At 68.5% G+C, this 22,830-nt stretch carries 20 protein-coding genes and 1 pseudogene; 5 read left to right on the forward strand and 16 right to left on the reverse strand.

Annotation, left to right across the window (positions count from 1 at the left end):
• Positions 1-63 precede the first annotated feature (63 nt).
• The 4 genes from prcA to dop all read right to left on the reverse strand — a co-directional run bounded on the left by prcA (position 64) and on the right by dop (position 3,465).
• A complete protein-coding gene (prcA, locus tag AC5Y6X_RS18875) occupies positions 64-795 on the reverse strand; it encodes a proteasome subunit alpha (protein WP_499988325.1) in 732 nt (243 codons plus the stop codon).
• Complete coding sequence (prcB, locus tag AC5Y6X_RS18880) at positions 792-1,691, reverse strand: proteasome subunit beta (RefSeq protein ID WP_499988327.1); 900 nt, start codon at positions 1,689-1,691, stop codon at positions 792-794. The genes prcA and prcB overlap by 4 nt, the downstream gene beginning before the upstream one ends.
• Complete coding sequence (locus AC5Y6X_RS18885) at positions 1,688-1,882, reverse strand: ubiquitin-like protein Pup (RefSeq protein ID WP_324677370.1); 195 nt, start codon at positions 1,880-1,882, stop codon at positions 1,688-1,690. The genes prcB and AC5Y6X_RS18885 overlap by 4 nt, the downstream gene beginning before the upstream one ends.
• Positions 1,883-1,956: 74 nt before the next feature.
• On the reverse strand, positions 1,957-3,465 hold the full coding sequence (gene dop / locus AC5Y6X_RS18890) for a pup deamidase/depupylase (protein ID WP_499988329.1): 1,509 nt from the start codon (positions 3,463-3,465) through the stop codon (positions 1,957-1,959).
• Positions 3,466-3,568: 103 nt separating this feature from the next.
• Here dop and AC5Y6X_RS18895 point away from each other — a divergent pair, with 103 nt between their 5' ends.
• The gene (locus AC5Y6X_RS18895) at positions 3,569-4,171 is read left to right on the forward strand and encodes a hypothetical protein (protein ID WP_499988331.1); all 603 of its coding nucleotides are present in this window, start codon (positions 3,569-3,571) and stop codon (positions 4,169-4,171) included.
• Positions 4,172-4,255: 84 nt separating this feature from the next.
• Here the strand turns inward: AC5Y6X_RS18895 and arc are convergent, their stop codons facing one another.
• Positions 4,256-6,085 (reverse strand): proteasome ATPase, encoded by a 1,830-nt coding sequence (gene arc, locus AC5Y6X_RS18900; protein WP_324678662.1) that lies wholly within the window; start codon positions 6,083-6,085, stop codon positions 4,256-4,258.
• A gap of 309 nt (positions 6,086-6,394) precedes the next feature.
• Here arc and lppK point away from each other — a divergent pair.
• Positions 6,395-6,967: pseudogene (gene lppK, locus AC5Y6X_RS18905) on the forward strand (lipoprotein LppK); the annotation flags it as partial.
• Positions 6,968-7,202: 235 nt separating this feature from the next.
• Positions 7,203-7,496, forward strand: coding sequence for a DUF503 domain-containing protein (locus tag AC5Y6X_RS18910; protein ID WP_499988333.1), 294 nt, complete (start codon positions 7,203-7,205; stop codon positions 7,494-7,496).
• Here AC5Y6X_RS18910 and trmI read toward each other — a convergent pair whose 3' ends face one another.
• A complete protein-coding gene (trmI, locus tag AC5Y6X_RS18915; RefSeq protein ID WP_499988335.1) occupies positions 7,497-8,339 on the reverse strand; it encodes a tRNA (adenine(58)-N(1))-methyltransferase TrmI in 843 nt (280 codons plus the stop codon).
• Between the two features lie 73 nt (positions 8,340-8,412).
• Here trmI and AC5Y6X_RS18920 point away from each other — a divergent pair, with 73 nt between their 5' ends.
• Positions 8,413-9,258, forward strand: a complete 846-nt coding sequence (locus AC5Y6X_RS18920) for a RecB family exonuclease (RefSeq protein ID WP_499988336.1) — start codon at positions 8,413-8,415, stop codon at positions 9,256-9,258.
• Between the two features lie 7 nt (positions 9,259-9,265).
• On the opposite strand, the gene AC5Y6X_RS18925 is transcribed toward AC5Y6X_RS18920, so the two are convergent.
• From AC5Y6X_RS18925 to metH, 6 genes are all read right to left on the reverse strand, one after another.
• The gene (locus AC5Y6X_RS18925) at positions 9,266-9,748 is read right to left on the reverse strand and encodes a lipoprotein LpqH (protein WP_499988337.1); all 483 of its coding nucleotides are present in this window, start codon (positions 9,746-9,748) and stop codon (positions 9,266-9,268) included.
• A gap of 79 nt (positions 9,749-9,827) precedes the next feature.
• Complete coding sequence (locus AC5Y6X_RS18930) at positions 9,828-11,198, reverse strand: FAD-containing oxidoreductase (RefSeq protein ID WP_499988338.1); 1,371 nt, start codon at positions 11,196-11,198, stop codon at positions 9,828-9,830.
• Positions 11,195-11,701, reverse strand: coding sequence for a DUF4126 domain-containing protein (locus tag AC5Y6X_RS18935; protein ID WP_499988339.1), 507 nt, complete (start codon positions 11,699-11,701; stop codon positions 11,195-11,197). Before AC5Y6X_RS18935 ends, AC5Y6X_RS18930 begins: the two co-directional genes overlap by 4 nt.
• A gap of 75 nt (positions 11,702-11,776) precedes the next feature.
• Positions 11,777-12,640 (reverse strand): ATP phosphoribosyltransferase, encoded by an 864-nt coding sequence (hisG, locus tag AC5Y6X_RS18940; protein ID WP_499988341.1) that lies wholly within the window; start codon positions 12,638-12,640, stop codon positions 11,777-11,779.
• A gap of 2 nt (positions 12,641-12,642) precedes the next feature.
• Positions 12,643-12,924: a phosphoribosyl-ATP diphosphatase gene (locus AC5Y6X_RS18945; protein ID WP_324678677.1), complete on the reverse strand. Its 282-nt coding sequence runs from the start codon at positions 12,922-12,924 to the stop codon at positions 12,643-12,645.
• A 106-nt stretch (positions 12,925-13,030) separates the two neighbouring features.
• Positions 13,031-16,702, reverse strand: a complete 3,672-nt coding sequence (gene metH / locus AC5Y6X_RS18950; RefSeq protein WP_499988437.1) for a methionine synthase — start codon at positions 16,700-16,702, stop codon at positions 13,031-13,033.
• A gap of 415 nt (positions 16,703-17,117) precedes the next feature.
• Between metH and AC5Y6X_RS18955 the strand changes: the two genes are divergently transcribed.
• A complete protein-coding gene (locus AC5Y6X_RS18955; protein ID WP_499988343.1) occupies positions 17,118-17,993 on the forward strand; it encodes a PAC2 family protein in 876 nt (291 codons plus the stop codon).
• A 14-nt stretch (positions 17,994-18,007) separates the two neighbouring features.
• Here the strand turns inward: AC5Y6X_RS18955 and AC5Y6X_RS18960 are convergent, their stop codons facing one another.
• From AC5Y6X_RS18960 to AC5Y6X_RS18975, 4 genes are all read right to left on the reverse strand, one after another.
• Entirely contained in the window at positions 18,008-18,886 is an 879-nt protein-coding gene (locus AC5Y6X_RS18960) for an SDR family oxidoreductase (RefSeq protein WP_499988345.1), read from the reverse strand.
• 29 nt (positions 18,887-18,915) lie between these two features.
• Positions 18,916-20,553 carry an alkaline phosphatase family protein gene (locus AC5Y6X_RS18965; RefSeq protein WP_499988347.1) on the reverse strand — a complete coding sequence of 546 codons (1,638 nt, stop codon included), beginning with the start codon at positions 20,551-20,553 and terminating at the stop codon, positions 18,916-18,918.
• A 128-nt stretch (positions 20,554-20,681) separates the two neighbouring features.
• Positions 20,682-21,929, reverse strand: a complete 1,248-nt coding sequence (mshC, locus tag AC5Y6X_RS18970) for a cysteine--1-D-myo-inosityl 2-amino-2-deoxy-alpha-D-glucopyranoside ligase (RefSeq protein WP_499988349.1) — start codon at positions 21,927-21,929, stop codon at positions 20,682-20,684.
• A gap of 105 nt (positions 21,930-22,034) precedes the next feature.
• The gene (locus AC5Y6X_RS18975) at positions 22,035-22,820 is read right to left on the reverse strand and encodes a 3'(2'),5'-bisphosphate nucleotidase CysQ (protein ID WP_499988351.1); all 786 of its coding nucleotides are present in this window, start codon (positions 22,818-22,820) and stop codon (positions 22,035-22,037) included.
• Positions 22,821-22,830 lie beyond the last annotated feature (10 nt).

The raw sequence follows: 22,830 nt of genomic DNA on the forward strand, positions 1-22,830 counted from the left end.
AATTGAGGGTACTGGTTGTCAGACCGCGACCGTGAGCATGCCGCGCCTGCGGATGTTGTCGGGTTAGGAATCGCCCTTCGACCCGGCCCCGTCGAGCAGGCCCTCCAGGGCGGAGCGGCCGAGCCGGCGAAACGCGCGCCGCGGCCGGTTGGCATCCAGGATGGCCACCTCCAGGCTGGCCACCTCGAGGGTGGGCTGGTCGCCGTTCGAGCCGTCGGCGCTGCCGGCCCGCAGCGCGTCCACCGCGATGTGCAACGCGTCGTGCAGGTCGGCGTTCTCGGCGTAGGACTCCTTGAGCGCGTTGGCAATCGGCTCGGTGGTGCCGCCCATCACCACGAAGTGCGGCTCGTCGGTGATCGACCCGTCGTAGGTAATCCGGTACAGCTCAGGCGGTTTGGTTTCGCCGTAGTGCGCGACGCCGGCCACGCACACCTCAACCTCGTATGGTTTGGCCTGCTCGGTGAAGATGGCACCGAGCGTCTGCGCGTAGACGTTGGCCAGCTGGCGCGCGGTGACGTCGCGGCGGTCGTAGGCATAGCCTCGGGTGTCGGCGAATTGGATGCCGCCGCGGCGCAGGTTCTCGAACTCGTTGATCCGGCCAGCGGCGGCGAAGCCGACGCGGTCGTAGAGCTCGCTGATCTTCTGCAGCGACCGCGACGGGTTCTCCGCGACAAACAGCACACCGCCGGAGTAGGCCAGCGTGACCACGCTCTTGCCCCGGGCGATGCCCTTGCGCGCGAGCTCGCTGCGCTCGCGCATCGCCTGCTCGGGCGAGATGAAGTACGGGAAGCTCACTTGTCACCCCGAGGCTCGGCATCGGGGCCGAAAGTGTCTGCGCGCGAGCGGCTTTCGATGACTTCCCGCGCCAGTTCGGCGATGCGGCTCTCGGGCACCTCGACGGCCCCCTCGGCGCCTATGGTGACCGCCGTCGGGTAGATGCCGCGGACCAGGTCCGGGCCGCCGGTCGCCGAGTCGTCGTCGGCGGCGTCGTAGAGGGCCTCGACGGCGACCCGCAGCCCGGAGTCGCCGTCGGTGACCTGCGAGTACAACTTCTTCATCGACGACTTGGCGAAGATCGATCCCGACCCCACCGCCTGGTAGCCCTCTTCCTCGATGTTCCAGCCGCCGGCGGCGTCGAAAGAGACGATGCGGCCCGCGCTTTCGGCGTCGGCCGCGTCGATGTCGTAGCCCGCCAGCAGCGGCAGCGCGACCAGCCCCTGCATGGCGGCCGCCAGGTTGCCGCGCACCATGATCGCGAGCCGGTTGACCTTGCCGGCGAAGGTCAGCGGCACGCCTTCGAGCTTCTCGTAATGCTCGAGTTCCACGGCGTAGAGGCGGGCGAACTCGACGGCGACCGCTGCGGTGCCGGCGATGCCGGTGGCGGTGTAGTCGTCGGTGATGTACACCTTCTTCACGTCGCGTCCGGCGATCATGTTGCCCTGCGTGGAGCGCCGGTCGCCGGCGATGAGGACACCGCCGGGGTATTTCAGCGCGACGATGGTGGTGCCGTGCGGGAGCTGCCCACCGCCGGCCGGTTGACCGCCGGCCGCTTGACCCGCGCCGCCGAGCACCGCCGGCAGCAATTCGGGCGCCTGGCGGCGCAGCAGGTCAGCGAACGAGGACTGGTTTATCGCAGAGGTTCCGGAAAATGCCGAGCTGATGGGTAGACGATCAGAGAACGGCCAGGTCACTGTCCGCCCTTTTGGACGTACGCGCGGACGAAGTCCTCCGCGTTCTCCTCAAGGACGTCGTCAATCTCGTCGAGCAGATCGTCGGTCTCCTCGGTCAGCTTCTCGCGGCGTTCCTGGCCGGCGGCCGTGGTACCGGTGACATCGTCGTCGTCACCGCCACCACCGCCACGCTTGGTCTGCTCCTGAGCCATCGCCGCCTCCTGCTAGGTCTGGGCCTGTTTCTCTACAGTACCGTTCGACTCCGACGTTTCCCCGACCAACGGGCCTAGCTGGTGAGTTGTTCCACCAGTTCCACCGCGCTGTCCACGGAGTCCAGCAGCGCCCCGACGTGCGCTTTACTGCCCCGCAGCGGCTCCAGCGTCGGGATGCGCACCAGCGAATCGCCGCCCAGGTCGAAAATCACCGAATCCCAGCTGGCCGCGGCGATATCGGCGCCGAACCTGCGCAGGCATTCGCCGCGGAAGTAGGCCCGGGTGTCCGTGGGCGGGTTGTCGACCGCGTTCAGCACCTGGGGCTCGGTGACCAGGCGCTTCATCGAGCCGCGCGCCACCAGCCGGTTGTACAGCCCCTTGTCCAGCCGGACATCGGAATATTGCAGGTCGACGAGGTGCAGCCGCGGCGCCGACCAGCTCAGGTTCTCCCGCTGCCGGAACCCCTCGAGCAGCCGCAGCTTGGCCGGCCAGTCCAGCAGCTCGGCGCAGTCCATCGGGTCGCGCTCGAGCTGGTCGAGCACGTGCGCCCAGGTTTCCACGATGTCGGCCGCGCGGGCGTCGGGGTCGCGGCTGTCGACCAGCTTGGCCACCCGGTCGAGGTAGATGCGTTGCAGCGCAAGGCCGGTCAGCTCGCGACCGTCGACCAGGGCCACCGCGGTCCGCAGCGACGGGTCGCGGCTGATCGCGTGGACGGCGTGCACCGGCCGGGCCAGCGCCAGGTCGGTCAGGTCTATCCCGTGTTCGGGGCCCTCCTCGATCAGGTCCAGCACCAGCGCGGTGGTGCCCAGCTTCAGGTAGGTCGACGTCTCGGCGAGGTTGGCGTCGCCGATGATGACGTGCAGCCGGCGGTACCGGTCGGCGTCGGCGTGCGGCTCGTCGCGGGTGTTGATGATGCCGCGTTTGAGCGTGGTCTCCAGGCCGACCTCGACCTCGATGTAGTCGGAGCGCTGGGACAGCTGAAAGCCCGGCTCGTCACCGGAGGGCCCGATGCCGACCCGGCCGGAGCCGGTGATGACCTGCCGCGACACCAGGAACGGGGTGAGCCCGGCGATGATCGCCGAGAACGGGGTCTGCCGCGACATCAGGTAGTTCTCGTGCGACCCGTACGAGGCGCCCTTGCCGTCGACGTTGTTCTTGTAGAGCTGCAGCTTCGCCGCCCCGGGCACGCTGGCGACGTGCCGCGCCGCGGCCTCCATCACCCGCTCGCCCGCCTTGTCCCAGATCACGGCGTCCAGCGGGTCGGTGCACTCGGGTGCGGAGTACTCCGGGTGCGCGTGGTCGACGTAGAGCCGCGCCCCGTTGGTCAGGATCATGTTGGCGGCGCCGACCTCGTCGGCGTCGACCACCGGCGGCGGTCCGGCCGAGCGACTCAGGTCGAAGCCGCGCGCGTCCCGCAGCGGCGATTCCACCTCGTAGTCCCAGCGCGTGCGTTTGGCGCGCTGAATGCCGGCGGCGGCCGCATAGGCCAACACCGCCTGCGTCGAGGTGAGGATCGGGTTGGCGGTCGGGTCCGACGGCGACGAGATGCCGTACTCGACCTCCGTCCCGATAATCCGTTGCATGCCCCAAAGCCTAGGCGAGGTGCGGAATTGCCCTGCTCTCGGCCGACCCGACATGCAGCCCGGCGATGTTGACGGCGGTCGCGGCACTGATTAGCTTCACCGTGTGACCGACCTGTCCGGGAAGCGTTACGGCGAAGTGCTTCTGGTGGAGGTCGGCGAGTCCGGTCCGCGGGCCACGGTCTACAACAGCTTCCCGCTCAACGACTGCCCGGCCGAGCTGTGGTCCAAGCTCGACCCGCAGGCCATCGCCGCCGAAACCGGCGCGGCCGCCGCCCTGCTCAACGGCCCGCGCTACTGGCTGATGAACGCCATCGAGAAGGAGGCGGAAGGCCCGCAGGAGCGAAAGACGTTCGGCGGCATCGAGATGATCAAGCAGGCGACGGTCGCGCTGTCGTCGATGAACCCGGCGCCCTACACCGTCAACGAGGTGAGCCGCAACACGGTCTTCGTGTTCGACGCCGGCGAAGAGGTCTACGAACTGATCGACCCCGACGGGCGGCGCTGGGTGATGCAGACGTGGAGCCAGGTCGCCGATCCCACGCTGTCCCGGGCCGACCTGCCCGGCCTCGCCGCCCGGCTGAACCTGCCCGACGGGTGGCGGTACGAGCCGCGCGTGCTCACCGAAACGCTGCGGGTCGACACCACCACTCGGCCCGCCCACGTCACGCAGGACGACCTGACCAACAGCTACTCGCTCGAGGTCTGATCGCCGCCCTCACCGTGAGCGTGCACAGTTGTACGGCGTTTACGGCGTGGCGGCGTACAAACGCGCACGTTCGCGACGAAAGGCCTACAGGTACTGGCCCAGGTTGGATTCGGTGTCGATGGCCCGCGACGCGCTCGAGCTCTTGCCCGTGACCAGGGTGCGGATGTAGACGATCCGCTCGCCCTTCTTGCCCGAAATCCGCGCCCAGTCATCGGGATTGGTGGTGTTGGGCAGGTCCTCGTTCTCGGCGAACTCGTCGACGATCGAGTCGAGCAGATGCTGGATGCGCAGACCCGGTTGGCCGGTCTCCAGCACCGACTTGATGGCGTTCTTCTTCGCCCGGTCGACGACGTTTTGGATCATCGCCCCGGAGTTGAAGTCCTTGAAGTACATGACTTCCTTGTCGCCGTTGGCGTAGGTGACCTCCAGGAACCGGTTGTCGTCGATCTCGGCGTACATCCGCTCGACGACCTTTTCGATCATCGCCTTGATGCAGGCCGTGCGGTCGCCGTCGAACTCGGCGAGGTCGTCGGCATGCAGCGGCAGCGCCTCGGTCAGGTACTTCGAGTAGATATCTTGTGCCGCTTCGGCATCCGGCCGCTCGATCTTGATCTTCACGTCCAGGCGGCCGGGCCGCAGAATCGCGGGGTCGATCATGTCCTCGCGGTTGGAGGCGCCGATCACGATGACGTTCTCGAGCCCCTCAACCCCGTCGATCTCGGACAGCAGCTGCGGGACGACGGTGGTCTCAACATCGGAGGAGACCCCGGTGCCCCGGGTGCGGAAGATCGAGTCCATCTCGTCGAAGAACACGATCACCGGCGTTCCCTCGGACGCCTTCTCCCGCGCCCGCTGGAAGATCAGCCGGATGTGGCGCTCGGTCTCGCCGACGAACTTGTTCAGCAGCTCGGGGCCCTTGATGTTGAGGAAGTACGACTTGGCCTCGCGGGCGTCGTCGCCGCGCACCTCGGCCATCTTCTTGGCTAGCGAGTTGGCCACCGCCTTGGCGATCAGCGTCTTGCCGCAGCCCGGAGGGCCGTAGAGCAGCACGCCCTTGGGCGGGCGCAGCGCGTACTCGCGGTAGAGCTCCTTGTGCAGGAACGGCAACTCCACGGCGTCGCGGATCTGCTCGATCTGGCGGGTCAGGCCGCCGATGTCCTGGTAGCTGACGTCGGGCACCTCTTCCAGCACCAGGTCCTCGACCTCGGCCTTGGGGATGCGCTCAAAGGCATAGCCGGCCTTGGTGTCGACCAGCAGCGAGTCGCCCGGGCGCAGCTTGCGGGGCTTGGTGTCGTCGTTGAGGGCGTCCGGGACGCCGTCGGGCAGGTCCTCGGCGACCAACGGCTCGGCCAGCCACACGATGCGCTCCTCGTCGGCGTGCCCGACGACGAGCGCCCGGTGACCGTCGGACAGGACCTCGCGCAATGTGGAGATCTCGCCGACCGATTCGAACGCGCCCGCCTCGACGACCGTCAACGCCTCGTTGAGCCGGACGGTCTGCCCCTTCCGCAGAGAGGTGACGTCGATGTTCGGCGAGCATGTGAGGCGCATCTTGCGGCCCGACGTGAACACGTCGACGGTCTCGTCGTCGTGCGCTCCCAGCAGAACGCCGTAGCCGCTGGGCGGCTGCCCGAGCCGGTCGACTTCCTCGCGCAATGCGAGCAGTTGCTGGCGGGCTTCTTTAAGAGTTTCCATTAATTTGGAATTGCGGGCCGCCAGCGAGTCGATGCGGGCTTCGAGCTGATGCACATCGCGGGCGGAGCGGCCGGCGCCGTGCGACGCCACCGCGTGGTCCAGTTGCTCGCGCAGCATCGCGGCCTCACGGCGCAACTCTTCCAATTCGGCAGCATCGTCGCTGGACACGTCGCTTTCGCGAGGTGTGCCGAATGCTTCAGAACGCTCTGAGTCACCCATTGTGCGCTCCTTTCCCGCCCCGAAATACGCGGTGGATAGTTCAACGCTACCGGCGATTGCCGCCAGATGTGCGGAGTCAAATGCCGTGAAAATTCGCGTCATTGCTCCCGCTGGTAACCTCAGCGTCGATTCGGGACCACCGAGAGGACAACTGTGCTTGTAAAAGCCCTCGCCACAGGCGTGTCGGCCGTCGCGAAAAGCGCCGCGCCGACGACGGGTGTGACTTGCATTGCACCCGTTGGCCCGACATCGACTACGACCCCGCGGCAAGAATCAGGCGTGGCCGAATAGCCCGGCCGACCCGACCGGATGCACCGACACCTCTCCGTTCCCGTCGCGCTGGGCGCCGCGACCGCCGTGGCGGCCATCGGGCTCTCGGGATGTTCGCACAAGGAACCCAAGGTCGCGTCGTCGAGCCCGTCGGCGCCGGTGCCCGCCGCGTCGAGCCCCGTCATCCTGGCTCCCCCGACCGCCCCGCTGCCGCCACCCGAGGCCCTCACCGAGGTGCTGAACCGGCTCGCCGACCCAAACGTCCCGGGCGGCAACAAGGTGAGCCTCGTCGAAGGGGCGACCCCCGACAGCGCGGCCACGCTGGACAAGTTCACCAACGCGTTGCGCGACAACGGCTACCTGCCGATGACGTTCGCGGCGAACAACATCGCGTGGTCGGACAAGAATCCGTCCAACGTGATGGCGACGGTCAGCATCAACACCCCGCGGGGCAACAACGGGAAGTTCACCTTCCCGATGGAGTTCGCCCCCTTCCAGGGCGGCTGGCAGTTGTCCCGGCGGACCGCGGAAATGCTGTTGGCCCTGGGCAATTCGCCGTCCGCTCCGCCGCCGCCCCCGGGTCCGCCGCCCGGCCCCCCTCCGGCTCCCCCGCCGCCCCCGGCGCCCGCCCCGCCTCCATCCCCGGCGCCCGCACCCGCCCCGGTGCCGGCCCCCGCGCCCGCGCCGCCCGCGGCTCCGGCCCCGCCACCTCCGCCGCCGGAGCCACCGCCACCGCCGCCCCCCGAGCCACCGCCTCCTCCGCCTCCTCCGCCTCCTCCGCCTCCTCCGGAGCCGCCACCACCTCCGCCGCCTCCGCCCGAACAACCCCCGCCGGGCTGACGCGCGCATGTGGATCGGCTGGCTCGAATTCGACGTGCTGCTGGGCGACGTGCGATCGCTCAAGCAGAAGCGGTCGGTGATCCGTCCCGTCGTCGCCGAACTGCAGCGCAAGTTCAGCGTGTCCGCCGCCGAGGTCGGTTCTCAGGATCTGTATCGGCGCGCGGGCATCGGCGTGGCCGTCGTGTCCGGTAACCGCGGCCATGCCGTCGACATCCTCGACAGGGCCGAACGGCTGGTGGCCGCGCACCCCGAATTCGAGCTGCTGTCGGTGCGCCGCGCCCTGCGCCGCAGCGACGACTGACTAGCCGTCGCGGCCCTCGCGCTTGCGGCCCAACGGCGCCGGCGCGACGGCCCCGGGCGCCAACCGGCGCGCCGCGATCAGGAACGCGGTGTGCCCGCGCATCGAGTGCTGCGGCCGAACGGCCAGGCCGACCACGTTCCAGCCGCGCTGCAGCGTTTCCCAGGCCCGCGGTTCGGTCCAGCACTGCTGGGCCCGCAGCGCCTCCACCGCGCGCGACAGCTGGGTGACGGTGGCCACGTAGACGATCAGCACACCGCCGGCGACCGTCAGCCTCGACACCGCGTCGAGCACCTCCCACGGCGCGAGCATGTCCAGCACGACCCGGTCGACGGACGCGTCGGGCAGCTCGGAGTCGGCGACATCGCTGACGATCAGCTGCCAGTTGTCGGGCGCCCGGCCGAAGAACACCGACACGTTGCGGCGGGCGTGCTCGGCGTGGTCGGCGCGCTGCTCGTAGGAGACCACCCGGCCCTCCGGCCCGACGGCGCGCAGCAGCGAGCAGGTCAACGCGCCCGATCCGGCGCCGGCCTCCAGGACGCGGGCGCCCGGGAAGATGTCGCCCTCGTGCACGATCTGGGCGGCGTCCTTGGGGTAGATGACCTGCGGCCCGCGGGGCATCGACATCACGTAGTCGACCAACAGCGGGCGCATCACCAGGAACGGGGCGCCGTTGCTGGACTTGACGACGCTGCCCTGCTCCAGCCCGATCACGTCGTCGTGCGCGATCGCGCCGCGGTGGGTGTGGAACTCGCCGCCCTCGGTGAGCTCCATCGTGTAATGACGGCCCTTGGCGTCGGTGAGCTGGACGCGCTCGCCCACGGTGAAGGGGCCGGTTGCGGACACGGTATCCAGCGTGCCAGCCGACTCGCCGCAACCGGTGCTCGGGGTTGTCGGCGCCCGGTCCTAGGCTGCGGGCATGACAGAAGCGGCGGCAGGACCGGCTGCAAGACCGGCTCTGTCGCCGTCGCGCGCGGCCGATTTCAAGCAGTGCCCGCTGCTGTACCGCTTCCGGGCCGTCGACCGCCTGCCCGAGGCGCCGTCGCTGGCCCAGCTGCGGGGGTCGGTGGTGCACGCCGCGCTGGAGCAGCTCTACGGCCTGCCCGCAGCCTCGCGCGTCGTGGGCACCGCGCACTCGCTCGTGGAGCCCGCGTGGGAACGCGTGACCGCCGCCGACCCCGAGCTGGCCGCCGGGCTCGACCCCGAACAGCGAACCCAGCTGCTCGAGGAGGCCCGCGCGTTACTGTCCGGCTATTACCGGCTGGAGGACCCGACGCGATTCGACCCGCAATGCTGCGAACAGCGCGTGGAGGTCGAGCTCGCCGACGGCACGCTGCTGCGCGGCTTCATCGATCGGATCGACGTCGCCGTCACCGGCGAGCTTCGCGTGGTCGACTACAAGACGGGCAAGTCACCGCCGGCCGCGCGCGCACTGGCCGAGTTCAAGGCGATGTTCCAGATGAAGTTCTACGCGGTGGCATTGCTGCGTTCGCGCGGGGTGCTGCCCTCCCGGCTGCGGCTGATCTACCTGGCCGACGGGCAGGTGTTGGACTACGCGCCGGAGCACGACGAGCTGCTGCGCTTCGAGAAGACGCTGATGGCGATCTGGCGGGCCATCCAGTCCGCGGCGCCGACGGGCGATTTCCGTCCCAGCCCGTCGCGGTTGTGCGAGTGGTGCCCGCATCAGGCGCACTGCCCGGTCTTCGGCGGGACGCCGCCGCCCTACCCCGGGTGGCCGCAACAGACCGCCGAACCGGCCGCGTGACCGACCGTCAGGGACAGGTGACGTCCATCTCGAACTGCTTGGGCTTGTTGCCTAGCCCGCCGCTGGCGGTCCCGGTGATCTTGTAGGACTTGCCGCTCTTGGTCGCCGTTGCGGTGTCGTTGTAGAGCCCCTTCAAATAGGCGAGGCCGTGGCCGTCGTGTTCGCCGAGGCCGACCGAACGGACATCGGGCGGGTCGGTATCGGTCATGGTCGCGTCATACGGGGTGAGGTCGGTTCCGCCCACCTTTTCGCCGATGGCGATCTTGACGAAGCCGCCCGAGGTGTCGCACGTGACGGGGCCCTTGACGTCCTGGGCTTGCCCGTCGAGCGTCACCTTGACCGCTGCGGGCGGGTTCGCCGCGGTGGACGGGGTGGACGAGCCGGTGGCCGTCTGCTTGCCGGAGCAACCGGCGAGCGCGAGCGAAACGATCAGCCCGCCGGCCAGCGCGGCCGGTGCGAGCGTCGAGGGTGCTGACGGCAGTCGAATCATGTTTGTCCCCTTGCGTTCCCAACCGAGCATCCAAGACTAAGGCACCGCGGCGCCTCGCGGGGTCGAACGGCATGTTCGGTTAGTCGAGCGGTGCCATCTCCTGCAGCATCGTGGGAATGAGCTCGCTGACCGTGGGATGGATGTGCATGGTGCGCGACAGCGCGGTGTAGGGCGCCTTGGCGGACATGACGTCCAGGATGGCGTGGATCGCCTCGTCGCCGCCGACGCCCAGGATCGCCGCTCCCAGGATCTCGCGGGTGTCGGCGTCCACCACGACCTTCATAAACCCTTGTGTCTCACCCTTTTCCACCGCCCGGCCGACCCTGTTCATGGGCCGCTTGCCCACCAGCGCCCTGCGGCCCGACGCGCGGACCTGGCCGACCGTCATACCCGCCCGCCCGAGCGGGGGATCGATGTAGAGCGCATAGGTGGGGACGCGGTCGCTCACCCGGCGCGAGTCGCTGTCGAGGAGGTTGGCGGCCACGATCTCGAAATCGTTGTACGACGTGTGGGTGAACGCGCCCTTGCCGTTGCAGTCGCCCATCGCCCAGATGTGCTCGACGTTGGTCTTGAGCTGGTCGTCCACCACGATGTAGTCGCGGGCGTCGGTGTGCACGCCGGCCGCGTCCAGGCCCAGGTCGTCGGTGTTGGGCCGGCGCCCCACCGCCAGCAGCAGGTGACTGCCATGGACGGGCGCCGCGCCGGCGCGGGGAGTGAGTTCGAATCCGTTGCCGTTCTTGGCGATTCGCACATCGTCGGCGCCGAGGATCACGTCGATCCCCTCGGCCTCCAGGATCTGCCTGATTGAGGCCGAGACATCCTCGTCCTCCCGGGACGCCAGCCGCGGGCCCCGTTCGACGACGGTGACCGGGGCCCCGAACCGGCGGTACATCTGCGCGAACTCGAGCGCGATGTAGCTGCCGCCGACGATGACGAGATGGGCTGGCAGCGTGTCGAGTTCGAGGATCGACACGTTGGTGAGGAACTCGACGTCGGACAGCCCCGGAATGTCCGGCACCACCGCGCGGCCACCGACGTTGAGGAAGATCCGGTCGGCGTGCAGCACGTCGTCGTCGACGCGCACGGTGTGCGGGTCTTCGAAACGGGCGTGACCGCGAAAAATGGTGCAGCCGTTCATGCCCTGTAGCCAGTCCTCGACGCCCTTGCGGTCGGCGAGCATGATGTCGTCCTTGCGCGCCTTGACTTTGGCCATGTCCACGGTGACCGGCCCGGTCCCGACGCCGTATTCCGCGCCGCGACGGGCCAGCTGCGCGGCGTGCGCGCTGGCCACCAGCGTCTTGGTCGGGATGCATCCGTTGTTGACGCAGGTGCCGCCGATCAGCTTGCGTTCGACGATCGCGACGCGCTGCCCGGCGGCCGTCAGCCGTCCCGCCAGCGGCGGCCCGGCCTGGCCGGCGCCCACGATGATCGCATCGAAATGCGTTGTCACCTAACCGCCGTCAGGATATACGTGATCAGCACGTGACTCGTCGTCGCGAGGATTGCGAACCCGCCGCCGATCGCAATCGCATCCTCGAGCAGCGCCACCGGCAAGTCGCGTCCGCCGCGCACCAGCAGTCGCCGGCCGTGATAGCCGCCCAGGGTGCCGAGCACCGCGCCGATCACGCCGGCGCCCAGCGAGCTGAACGTCCAATGCGGCCAGGCGCCGATCACCGCGCCGGCAAACCCGCCAAGGACGATCCGCCCTGCGAACGCCGGCGGCGCGGTGCGGGCCGGGGTCTTGGGGAGCTTGTCACCGACCAGTTCGGCGACGGCCAGAACGGTCAGGACGACGACCGTGACGATGTTGGCCACCCAGGACGCCCAGGTACCGTGCAGGTCGATCCAGCCGAGGAAGCCGGCCCACGCCACCACGGCGGGCGCGGTCAGGGAACGCAACCCGGCGACCACACCGATCAACAGCGCCATCAGAAGTATGAGTGCGTGTGTCACAGAGACCCTCCCGGTGGACGAACAGCCCGGCGACCGGACGCTAACACAGCGGGGCCTGACCCGCCGACAGGGCGATCAGAATCGGCAGAATCTGATATCGGAGGCCAGGATCGCCTTGGCCCCGATGGTTGCGAGCTCGTCCATGATCTCGTTGACACCGCGGCGCGGCACCAGCGCCCGGATCGCCACCCAGTCAGGGTCGGCCAGCGGGGCGATCGTCGGCGACTCCAATCCCGGTGTGATCGCGGTGGCCTTGTCCAGCACCGCACGCGGGCAGTCGTAGTCGAGCATCAGGTATTGCTGACCGAACACGACGCCCTGCACCCGCGCCACCATCTGGTCGCGCGCCGCTGTTTTCCTGCTCTGGGGATGGCCGCCGTAACTGATGCGCTCGATCAGCACCGCCTCCGAATCACACAGCGGCTCGCCGAAGGCCACCAGATCGTGCAGGCCCAGGGTGCGGCCGGAGCCCACCACGTCGGCGATGGCGTCGGCAACGCCGAGTTGCACCGAGATCTCGACGGCCCCGTCGAGTCTGATGACGGTGGCCTCAATCCCGTTCTTGGCCAAGTCTTTTCGGACCAGGTTCGGGTATGCGGTGGCGATGCGCTTGCCCGCCAGATCCGCCGTCGTCCAGTTGCGTCCGGCGGGGGCGGCGTAGCGGAAGCTGGACGAGCCGAAGCCCAGCGCGAGGCGCTCGGTGACCGGCGCGTCGGAATCGAGCACCAGGTCGCGGCCGGTGATCCCGAAGTCCAGCTCCCCCGAACCGACATAAACGGCAATGTCTTTGGGGCGCAGAAAGAAGAACTCGACCTGGTTGACGGGGTCGATGACGGTCAGGTCCTTGGGGTCGGTGCGGCGCCGGTAGCCGGCCTCGGCGAGGATCTCGACGGCCGGCTCGCTGAGCGCGCCCTTGTTGGGAACCGCGACCCGTAACACGCTCACAGCTTCCGGTAGACGTCGTCGAGGGACAGCCCGCGCGCGATCATCAGCACCTGCGTCCAGTACAGCAACTGGCTGATCTCCCCGGCCAGCGCGTCGTCGGGTTCGTGTTCGGCCGCCAGCCACACCTCGCCGGCCTCCTCGAGGATCTTTTTGCCCAGCCCGTGTATCCCGCCGTCCAACGCGGCAACGGTCGCGCTGCCGGCGGGCCGGGTGCGGGCACGATCGCCGAGTTCGGCGAACAGATCCTCGAAGGTCTTCACGGCCAGCGATTGTTTCACGGGTCCGCCAGCAAAGTCACTCTGGTTTCGGCCGCGAGCGTCCCCATTTGTACGCGATACACGGCGTGTCGCTGTACATTTGCGGTCGCTCGCGGGTGGAAGCGGCTCAGTCCTCCGGGTTGTAGCCGAGGTTGGAGGACAGCCAGCGCTCGGCTTCGGCCAGGGTCCAGCCCTTGCGCCTCGCGTAGTCGGCGACCTGGTCCTGCGCCAGCCGGCCGATCACGAAGTACTGCGACTGCGGGTGCGAGAAATACCAGCCGCTGACGGCCGCACCGGGCCACATCGCCATCGACTCGGTCAGCTCGATGCCGGTCCGCTCCCGGACGTCCATCAACTTCCACAGCGTCGCCTTCTCGGTGTGCTCCGGGCAGGCCGGATACCCGGGGGCGGGACGGATTCCCCGGTACTTCTCGTCGATGAGCGCGTCGTTGTCAAGCTGCTCGTCGGGCTGATATCCCCAGAACTCCTTGCGGACCCGTTGGTGCATCCGTTCGGCGAACGCCTCCGCCAGCCGGTCGGCGACCGATTCCAGCAGGATCGCGCTGTAATCGTCGAGCGCCGCCTTGAACTCCGCGATCTTCTCCTGGCTGCCGAGCCCCGCGGTGACGGCGAAGGCGCCGACGTAGTCCCGGTGACCCGTTTCTTTGGGGGCGATGTAATCCCCCAGCGAGCGGTTGGGGATGCCTTCCCGGTGCTCACCCTGCTGGCGCAGGTTGTGCAGCGTGGTCCGCACCTCGGTGCGGGTCTCGTCGGTGTAGACCTCGATGTCTTCGAAGCCGGGGCCGACCGTGTTCGCCGGGAAGAACCCGATCACCCCGTTGGCCCTCAGCCACTTCTCCTTGATCAGGGTGTCGAGCATCTCCTGGGCGTCGTCGTACAGCTTGCGGGCAGCCTCGCCGGTGGACGGGTTGTTGAGGATGTCGGGGAAGCGGCCCTTCATCTCCCAGGCGTTGAAGAACGGCTGCCAGTCGATGTACTCGCGCAGCTCGGCGAGGTCGTAGTCGTGAAACTCCCGCACACCGAGGCCCTGGGCGGGCGCCGGCGGCGTGTAGCCGTCCCAGTCGATCGGTGTCCGGTTCGCGCGGGCCTTCTCGAGGGTCAGCATCGGCCGCTCGCTCTTCTGGGCGTGCCGTTCGCGCAGGGATGCGTAGTCCTTTTCGGTGGCCTCCAGCAGGGCCGGCCGCTGCTTGTCGTCGAGCAGCGCCGCGGCGACCGGCACCGAGCGGGAGGCGTCCTTCACCCAGACCACCGGACCGTTGCGACGGGGCGCCACCTTCACGGCGGTGTGGGCGCGCGAGGTGGTGGCGCCACCGATCAGCAGGGGAATCTCCAGGCCCTGGCGTTCCATCTCGGCGGCGAAGCTGACCATCTCGTCCAGCGACGGGGTGATCAGCCCGGACAGCCCGATGATGTCCGCGTCGTGCTCCTGCGCCGCGGCCAGGATCTTCTCGGCGGGCACCATCACGCCGAGGTCGATCACCTCGAAGTTGTTGCACTGCAACACAACCCCGACGATGTTCTTGCCGATGTCGTGGACGTCGCCCTTCACGGTCGCCATCACGATCGTGCCGTTGGTGTCCTTGGAATCGGCCGTGCCGTTCTCCTCCTTCTCCGCTTCGATGAACGGCAGCAGGTAGGCCACGGCCTTCTTCATCACCCGGGCCGACTTCACGACCTGGGGCAGGAACATCTTGCCGGAGCCGAAGAGGTCGCCGACGACGTTCATGCCGTCCATCAGCGGACCCTCGATCACCTCGATCGGGCGACCGCCCGCGGCGGCGATCTCGGCCCGCAACTCCTCGGTGTCCTCGTCGACGTGGGCGTCGATGCCCTTGACCAGGGCGTGCGTGATCCGCTCGCGGACCGGCAGGCCGCGCCACTCGGCCGCCGCCGCGTCGTCGGCCTTCTCCGACTTGTTGAACCGCTCGGCGATCTCCAGCAGCCGTTCGGCCGCATCCGGGCGACGATTCAGCACGACGTCCTCGATGCGGTCCCGCAGCTCGGGGTCGATCGAGTCGTAGGGCACCAGCGCGCCGGCGTTGACGATGCCCATGTCCAGGCCGGCCTTGATGGCGTGGAACAGGAACACCGAGTGGATCGCCTCGCGAACCGGGTTGTTGCCCCGGAACGAGAACGACACGTTGGAGATGCCGCCCGAGATGTGCACCCCCGGCAGGTTTTCCTTGATCCAGGCGCAGGCCTCGATGAAGTCGATCCCGTAGGTCGCATGCTCCTCGATGCCGGTCGCCAGCGCGAAGCAGTTCGGGTCGAAGATGATGTCCTCGGGCGGGAAGCCGACCTCTTCGGTCAGGATCCGGTAGGCGCGCGCGCAGATCTCCTTGCGGCGCTCGAGGTTGTCGGCCTGCCCCTGCTCGTCGAATGCCATCACCACGACGGCCGCGCCGTACTTGCGGCACAGCCGGGCCTCGCGGACGAACTTCTCCTCGCCCTCCTTCATGGAGATCGAGTTGACGATCGGCTTGCCCTGCACGTTCTTCAGGCCCGCCTCGATGACCTCCCACTTGGACGAGTCGATCATCACCGGGACGCGGCTGATGTCCGGCTCGGCCGCGATCAGCTTGGTGAACCGGTCCATCGCGGCGACGCCGTCGATCATGCCCTCGTCCATGTTGATGTCGATGATTTGCGCACCGACCTCGACCTGCTGCAGGGCGACCGACAGCGCGGTGTCGTAGTCCTCGGCCTTGATCAGGTTGCGGAACCGGGCGGAACCGGTGATGTTGGTGCGCTCACCGATGTTCACGAACAGGGAGTCGTCGGTGATGTTGAGCGGCTCCAGGCCCGAGAGACGCGTTGCGACCGGGATCTTCGGCACCTCGCGCGGCGGCTTGCCCTCGACGACCTTGGCGATCTCGGCGATGTGCGGCGGCGCGGTTCCGCAGCAGCCACCGACGATGTTGACCAGGCCGGCCTCGGCGAAGTCGGCGATGTAGCCGGCCTGGCGCTCGGGGGTCTCGTCGTACTCGCCAAAGGCGTTGGGCAGACCGGCATTCGGGTAGCAGGAGACGAAAGTGTCGGCGATCCGCGCCATCTCGGCAATGTAGGGCCTCATCTCCGGCGCGCCCAGGGCGCAGTTGAGGCCGACCGCGATCGGCTTCGCGTGCCTGATCGCGTTCCAGAACGCCTCGGTGACCTGACCGGACAACGTCCGCCCGGAGGCATCCGTGATGGTGCCCGAGATGATGACCGGCCAGCGGCGTCCGCGCTCCTCGAACAGCGTCTCGACGGCGAACACCGCCGCCTTGGCGTTCAGCGAGTCGAAGATCGTCTCGATGATGAGCAGGTCGGCACCACCGTCGACCAGGCCGTTGGCGGATTCCAGGTAGGCGGCGACCAGCTGGCCGTATGAGACGTTGCGGGCCCCGGGGTCGTTGACGTCCGGCGAGATCGACGCGGTCCGCGTCGTCGGCCCGATCGCGCCGGCGACGTAGCGGGGCTTCTCGGGGGTGCTGAATTCGTCGGCGGCCTTGCGGGCCAGGGCGGCGCCCGCGTAGTTCAACTCGTAGCTCAGATCCGCCATGTCGTAATCGGAGAGCGAGATCGCGTTCGCGTTGAACGTGTTGGTCTCCAGGATGTCGGCGCCCGCCTCGAGGTACTCGCGGTGGATCCCCTCGATGATCTGCGGCTGCGTCAGGGTGAGCAGGTCGTTGTTGCCCTGAAGGGCGGTCGGCCACTCCGTGAACCGGTCGCCGCGGTAGCCGGCCTCGTCCGGCCGGTCCCGCTGGATCGCCGTGCCCATCGCGCCGTCGATCACCATGATCCGCCGGCGCAGAGCTGCCGTCAGCTCGTCGGTGCAGTCGGGGCGGATGTTCGGCGCGAAGGTGTTTGGCTCAACGGCGTTCACGTACGTTCCTTCCGTAGCGGAAGGCGTCCTTGACTCTGCCGAGCGTGGCGGATACCCGGGGGAGACCCGGACCCCCAAAATATCCGTTGCAACGCCTCTCGACCAGAGAAGTCTACGTCGTCACCCGATCGACGTCTGGACGCCCAACTCATCGCCGCTATCGACAGCTCGTGGATCCTGCCGGCGACGCGATAGTAACCAACGTTAACGAAATCGCAGCCGAACGTATTTCGTCGTCAAGCGTGAGGTCGTTCGTGGCAGTCACCCCACAAGAATAGTGGTGCTATGCAACCGCCCCCGGGGTGACGGCACGCCGTAGGCTGATTCTGTGACTCGGCCGGATGGCGGTTCGCTGCCCGAACTGCACAACACGATCGTCGTGGCGGCGTTCGAGGGCTGGAACGACGCCGGCGACGCGGCCAGCGACGCGCTGGAGCACCTGGATGCCATCTGGGAAGCCGACCCGATCGTGGAGATCGACGACGAGGCCTACTACGACTACCAGGTGAATCGGCCGGTCATCCGGCAGGTCGACGGGGTCACCCGCGAGCTGGTGTGGCCCGCGATGCGGATCACCCACTGCCGGCCGCCGGGCAGCGAACGCGACGTCGTCCTGATGCACGGCGTGGAGCCGAACATGCGCTGGCGCACCTTCTGCGCCGAATTGGTGGCCATCGCCGACAAGCTCAACGTGGACACCGTCGTGATCCTCGGGGCGCTGCTGGCCGACACTCCGCACACCCGGCCGGTGCCGGTCTCGGGAGCGGCCTACTCCCCCGAGTCGGCGAAGCGCTTCGGGTTGGAGGAAACCCGCTACGAGGGACCGACCGGGATCGCGGGCGTGTTCCAGGACGCCTGCGTGGCCGCGGGCATCCCGGCGGTGACGTTCTGGGCGGCCGTGCCGCACTACGTGTCGCAGCCGCCGAACCCGAAGGCGACGGTGGCGCTGCTGCGCCGCGTCGAGGACGTGCTGGACATCGAGGTCCCGCTGGCCGACCTGCCGGCGCAGGCCGAGGAGTGGGAGCAGGCGGTCACCGAGATGACCGCCGAGGACGAGGACCTGTCCGAATACGTGGCGTCGCTGGAGCAGCGGGGCGACGCCGAGGTGGACATGAACGAGGCGCTGGGCAAGATCGACGGCGACGCGCTGGCCGCCGAGTTCGAGCGCTATCTGCGCCGCCGCCGCCCGGGATTCGGGCGCTGACTCCCAGCGGCGCGCTAGGTATCACCCAATTCCTCGTTGTAGGCGCTCATGGAGCGGCCCAGTGCCGCGACCTCGGCGTCCATCCGGGGCATCAGGGCGCTCGCCTTGCGGACGGGAAGTTCGCCGATCCGCGTGGACAGCACCGGCTTGACCCAGCGGAACACACCCACCCAGCGCGGGCAGTACACGCGCTTCTTGCGGCCCGCGATGCCTTTGACGAAGGCCGTCGCGCACTTGTCCACCGAGGTGGTCTTGTTCAGCGGCCAGGGCAGCTCGGCGAGCAGGTCGGCGAACGCGGGCATGTCGGCCTTGCTGTCGCGGACCAGCGCGGTGTCGATCCACGACATGTGCGCCACGCCGACGTCGACGCCCAGCCGGCCGACCTCGAGGCGCAGCGCGTGGGCGAGGTGCTCGTTGCCGGCCTTCGACATGTCGTACGGCGCCATTCCCGGCGCGGCGGTGAACGCGGCCAGCGACGAGACGATCAGCACATAGCCGCGCCGGTCGATCAGCGCGGGCAGCGCCGCGCGCACGGTGTAAAAGACGCCGAGCAGGTTGACGTCCAGCACCCGCTTGGCCGCCTCGGGATCCACCTGCAGCACCGAGCCGTAGCTGGCGATGCCGGCGTTGGCCACGACGACGTCGATGCCGCCGAAGCGTTCGACGGCCGCGGCGACCGTTTTCTGCAGGGCGGACAGGTCGCGCACGTCGGCCACCGCCGTCAGCACCCGCTCGTCGCCGCCGAGGCCGGCGGCCAGCGAGTCCAGCGCGGCCCTGTCGAGATCGGTCAGCACGAGGTTGGCGCCCCTGTCGTGCAGCCGGCGGGCGACCTCGGCCCCGATTCCCCTGGCGCCGCCCGTGATGAAGACGACCTTGCCCTGCAGTGATGTCATGGCCGACAAGGTACCCTGCGCGGAAGTGCTTATGGCCAGCACTCGTTCATCGGTTGGGCGAACTTGTCGTTGTTGGTGAGCCGGGGAAGTCCGAAGGCATCTTCTATGGTGCGCAGCAGGCTGTAGTGGTTGTTGTAGTTGACGGCGACGAAGTGGCCTTGCCGCATACCGGAATTCGGTGACGTGATGACGATCATCGGAATGTGGTTCCCGTTGTTGCCGATGCCCAGTGACAGGTTGTTGTAATCCTCGTCCCACGTGATGAAAACGGCGGAGCGCTGCGTCTGGAACGCGGGTGAGTTCAGGATCGTGGGCAACGTGCTCGCGAGGAACTGGTCACCGGCCTTGATGTTGTATTGATGATTCGTGAGCAGGCTGAGGATGAACTGGAGGTTGATGGGGCCTTCCATGTTGTGGTTTTCGTCCGCGGCCCACCACACGTAGTTCGGGGTGGTGGCGGTGGAGGCGAGATCCGTGGCCATCCGCTCCAGCGGGAGCACGTGTGACCGGCAGCGAGCGGTGTTCGAGACGATGTCGTGGAACGCGAGAAACGGTAGTTCGCCGGGGCTGTAGGGCCCGGCGGAGCGCGTGAAGCACGGCTCGGGCATGGATTGCTCGTAGGAGGCCCACCCCTTGCCCGCCCGCTCGATGTTGTCGACCAGGTTGGGTTGGTCGAAGCAGTCCAGCTCGCAGTTGTAGTTGAAGCCGAAGTCGGATCCGCCCAGAATCGGGTAGTAGTTCGGCAGGCTGGGGTGGGCCTGTGCGTAGTAGTTTGCGCCGTATCCGTTGTTGTCGATCAGCCCGTTGATGTATGGCGCGTTCCGGCTGCCGACGATGTCCTTCGCGCCGTGGTTCTCCAGATAGATCATGAAAACGTGGTCCAGGGGACCGACTTTCGACGCCGGTGGCGTGGGGGGCGGCGGGGGCGGCAGCGGGGCGCCGACGTTGAACGAGATGTTGTCGGCGTAGGCGTTGTTGTAGTTGCCGATCACCGGGTTGCTGTCCTTGAGGGTCACGACCACGCGTGCGCTGCGGCTGCCCTCAGGAATCGTCCCGGTGGTCTGGCGCGGCAGGAGCGCGGTCCTCAACCGGCGCTGCAACACCGTGACCGGTCCGATCCTGCCGGCGCCCAGCGCCGACTGCTGATCGGCCGCCAAGAAGGTGACGGTGACCGATGCGGCGGACGGGTCCTCCAGGAATCCGCCGAGCCAGCCGCTGAGCGTGTAAGGCACCGTGCCGGAGTCGATCTGGGCGGCCGCGCCGGACAGATCGACGGTTTGGGTGAGCGTGGCCGTGGCCACGTTTCCGCCGCCGAAGAACTGCGCGCCGCCGTCCGGGGGGCCGTTCTCCGATCGGGTAAACCCAAAGGCCGCCGGCAGAGTCGGCCCCGGGCTCCCCAGGGGCACCGGCAGACGGCGCAGGGTGCCGTACCTGATCACGGTCGGCGTGCCCGTCACGGCCCAGCCCGGGATCGACACCGAACTGTATGCCGACAATGACGGGTCGCCGAACTCGGCGCCGGGATTGACCAGCAGGTTGGGACCGGGAGCGACCATCGCGTTCGGGTTCTGAAACGGGTCGGCCAACGCGGGCACCGTGTTCAGCGCAAGGGTGAGCATCGTGACGGCGCCCACCCCGCCGGCGACACGGCGAAAACGACCGAGCATCAAGCAATCACCTTTGCGGTTGACGCGCCGTACGCGTTGCTCCGTCGATGGTGACCTACGACACGCCGTTCACCCAGATTGTTGTGCGAATCGACACCGAGGAGTTGCCGTTTGGTGACTTTCGATTCCTACAGGCGCACCCCGAGCAGCGCGTCGATCGCGGTCGCCACCAACCGCGGCGCGTCCGCGTCGTGCCCGCCGTATTCCAGCGCGTCGGTGGCCCAACCATCAAGGGCGGCAATCGCTTTGGGGGTGTCTAGGTCATCGGCCAGGTAGCGACGAACCCGGGCGACGGCGTCGGCGGCATCCGGCCCGGCGGGCAGCGCGGTCGCGGCGCGCCACCGATGCAGCCGCGCGGTCGCGTCGTCGAGCACCTGCCGGCTCCAGAACCGATCGGCACGGTAGTGCCCGGCCAGCAGGCTGAGCCGAACGGCCGACGGCTCGACGCCCTGCGCGCGCAGCGCCGACACCAGCACCAGGTTGCCGCGGCTCTTGGACATCTTCTCCCCGTCCCAGCCGATCATCCCGGCGTGCACGTAGTGCCGCGCGAAACGCCTTTCGCCCCTGACACATTCGGCGTGCGCGGCGGTGAATTCGTGATGCGGAAAGATCAGGTCGCTGCCGCCGCCCTGGATGTCCAGGCCGCTGCCGATCCGGCTGAGCGCGATGGCCGCGCATTCGACATGCCAGCCCGGCCGGCCGGCGCCGAAGGGCGCGGGCCAACTGGGTTCCCCGGGGCGCGCGGCCCGCCACAGCAGCGCATCCAGTTCGTCGGTCTTGCCCGGCCGTTCCGGGTCGCCACCGCGCTCGGCGAACAGCCGGAGCATGGTTTCGCGGTCGTAGCCGGACTCGTAGCCGAACTGCGGCGTGGCGTCGGCGCGGTAGTAGATGTCCGGGAACTCCGAACCCGTCTCCGAGTCGACGACGTACGCCGCCCCGGAGGCGACCATCTTCTCGACGAGCTCGACCACCTCCGGAATCGCCTCGGTCGCCGCGACGTATTCGCGTGGTGGCAGAATTTGCAGCGCCGCCATGTCCTCGCGGAACCGGGCGACCTCCCGGTCGCCGAGCTCGCGCCAATCCACGCCGTCACGCTCGGCGCGCTCGAACAGCGGGTCGTCGACGTCGGTGACGTTCTGCACGTAGTGCACGTCGTGGCCGAGGTCCAGCCAGACGCGATGGATCAGGTCGAACGCCAGGTAGGTGGCCGCGTGGCCCAGATGGGTGGCGTCGTACGGCGTGATCCCGCAGACGTACATGGACGCGGTCGCCCCGGTCGCCGCCGGGCGGACCTGCCGGTCAGAGGTGTCGTAGAGCCGTAGTTCCGGGCCGCGTCCCGGCAACACCGGAACCTGTGCGGAAGTCCACGACTGCATGCCCTCGAGCCTAAGCCCGGCGACGATGCAGCCCGCGGAGCGGGCTGAGGAGGAGCCGGGCAATCCAGCTAAGCCCGGCGACGATGCAGCCCGCATAACGGCCTGCTAACGCCACGAATCGCGGATGGCGCCGAGCAGGATCGGGGCCACCTCGGCGCGACACATCACGAAGTCGGGCAGGTACGGGTCGAGCTGGTTGTAGCGCAGCGGCGAGCCGTCCAGCCGCGACGCGTGCATGCCGGCGGCCATCACGACCCCGGCCGGGGCCGCCGAGTCCCATTCCCATTGGCCGCCGGCATGCAGGTAGGCGTCGACGTCGCCGTCGATCAGCGCCATCGCCTTGGCGCCCGCCGAGCCGATCGCGACGGGCTGGATGGCCAGCATCTGGTGCATGCGGTGCACGACGGCGGGCGGCCGGGTGGCGCTGACGGCGATCCGGAAGGTATGCGGAATGCCGGTGCGCGCGCCGTCGTCGGTCACGGTGTCGCTGCGGTACACCATGTTTCCGCGGGCGGGCAAAGCCACTGCCGCGTCGGTGATTTCGCGGTGACCGTCGGCGGGGTCATCGGTGGGGCGCTGCCACAGCGCGATGTGCACCGCCCAGTCGTCGCGCCCCGGCGTGGAGAACTCGCGAGTGCCGTCCAACGGGTCGACGATCCACACCCGGTCGCGGTTCAGCCGGGCCAGGTCGTCGTGCGCTTCCTCGCTGAGCACCGCGTCGTCGGGCCGCTCGTCCCGCAGCCGCCGCAGGATCAGCGCGTTGGCCAGGCTGTCGCCCGCGTCGCCGAGCGCCCAGGGATGACCGAAGCCGATCTCCTCGCGCACTTTCAGCAGCAGCTCCCCCGCGTCCGCGGCCAGCTCGGCGGCCAGTGCGGCATCCGTCAGGGTCACCGACTCAGTA

This window comes from Mycobacterium sp. NGS26 (assembly GCF_059813025.1).

Bases quoted from the DNA above. Each gene is read 5' to 3' on its own strand.
- AC5Y6X_RS18885 (WP_324677370.1), bottom strand. From the start codon at position 1,882: ATGGCTCAGGAGCAGACCAAGCGTGGCGGTGGTGGCGGTGACGACGAC.
- dop (WP_499988329.1), bottom strand. From the start codon at position 3,465: ATGCAACGGATTATCGGGACGGAGGTCGAGTACGGCATCTCGTCGCCG.
- arc (WP_324678662.1), bottom strand. From the start codon at position 6,085: ATGGGTGACTCAGAGCGTTCTGAAGCATTCGGCACACCTCGCGAAAGC.
- AC5Y6X_RS18910 (WP_499988333.1), top strand. From the start codon at position 7,203: ATGTGGATCGGCTGGCTCGAATTCGACGTGCTGCTGGGCGACGTGCGA.
- AC5Y6X_RS18920 (WP_499988336.1), top strand. From the start codon at position 8,413: ATGACAGAAGCGGCGGCAGGACCGGCTGCAAGACCGGCTCTGTCGCCG.
- AC5Y6X_RS18925 (WP_499988337.1), bottom strand. From the start codon at position 9,748: ATGATTCGACTGCCGTCAGCACCCTCGACGCTCGCACCGGCCGCGCTG.
- metH (WP_499988437.1), bottom strand. From the start codon at position 16,702: ATGGTGATCGACGGCGCGATGGGCACGGCGATCCAGCGGGACCGGCCG.
- AC5Y6X_RS18960 (WP_499988345.1), bottom strand. From the start codon at position 18,886: ATGACATCACTGCAGGGCAAGGTCGTCTTCATCACGGGCGGCGCCAGG.
- AC5Y6X_RS18965 (WP_499988347.1), bottom strand. From the start codon at position 20,553: ATGCTCGGTCGTTTTCGCCGTGTCGCCGGCGGGGTGGGCGCCGTCACG.
- mshC (WP_499988349.1), bottom strand. From the start codon at position 21,929: ATGCAGTCGTGGACTTCCGCACAGGTTCCGGTGTTGCCGGGACGCGGC.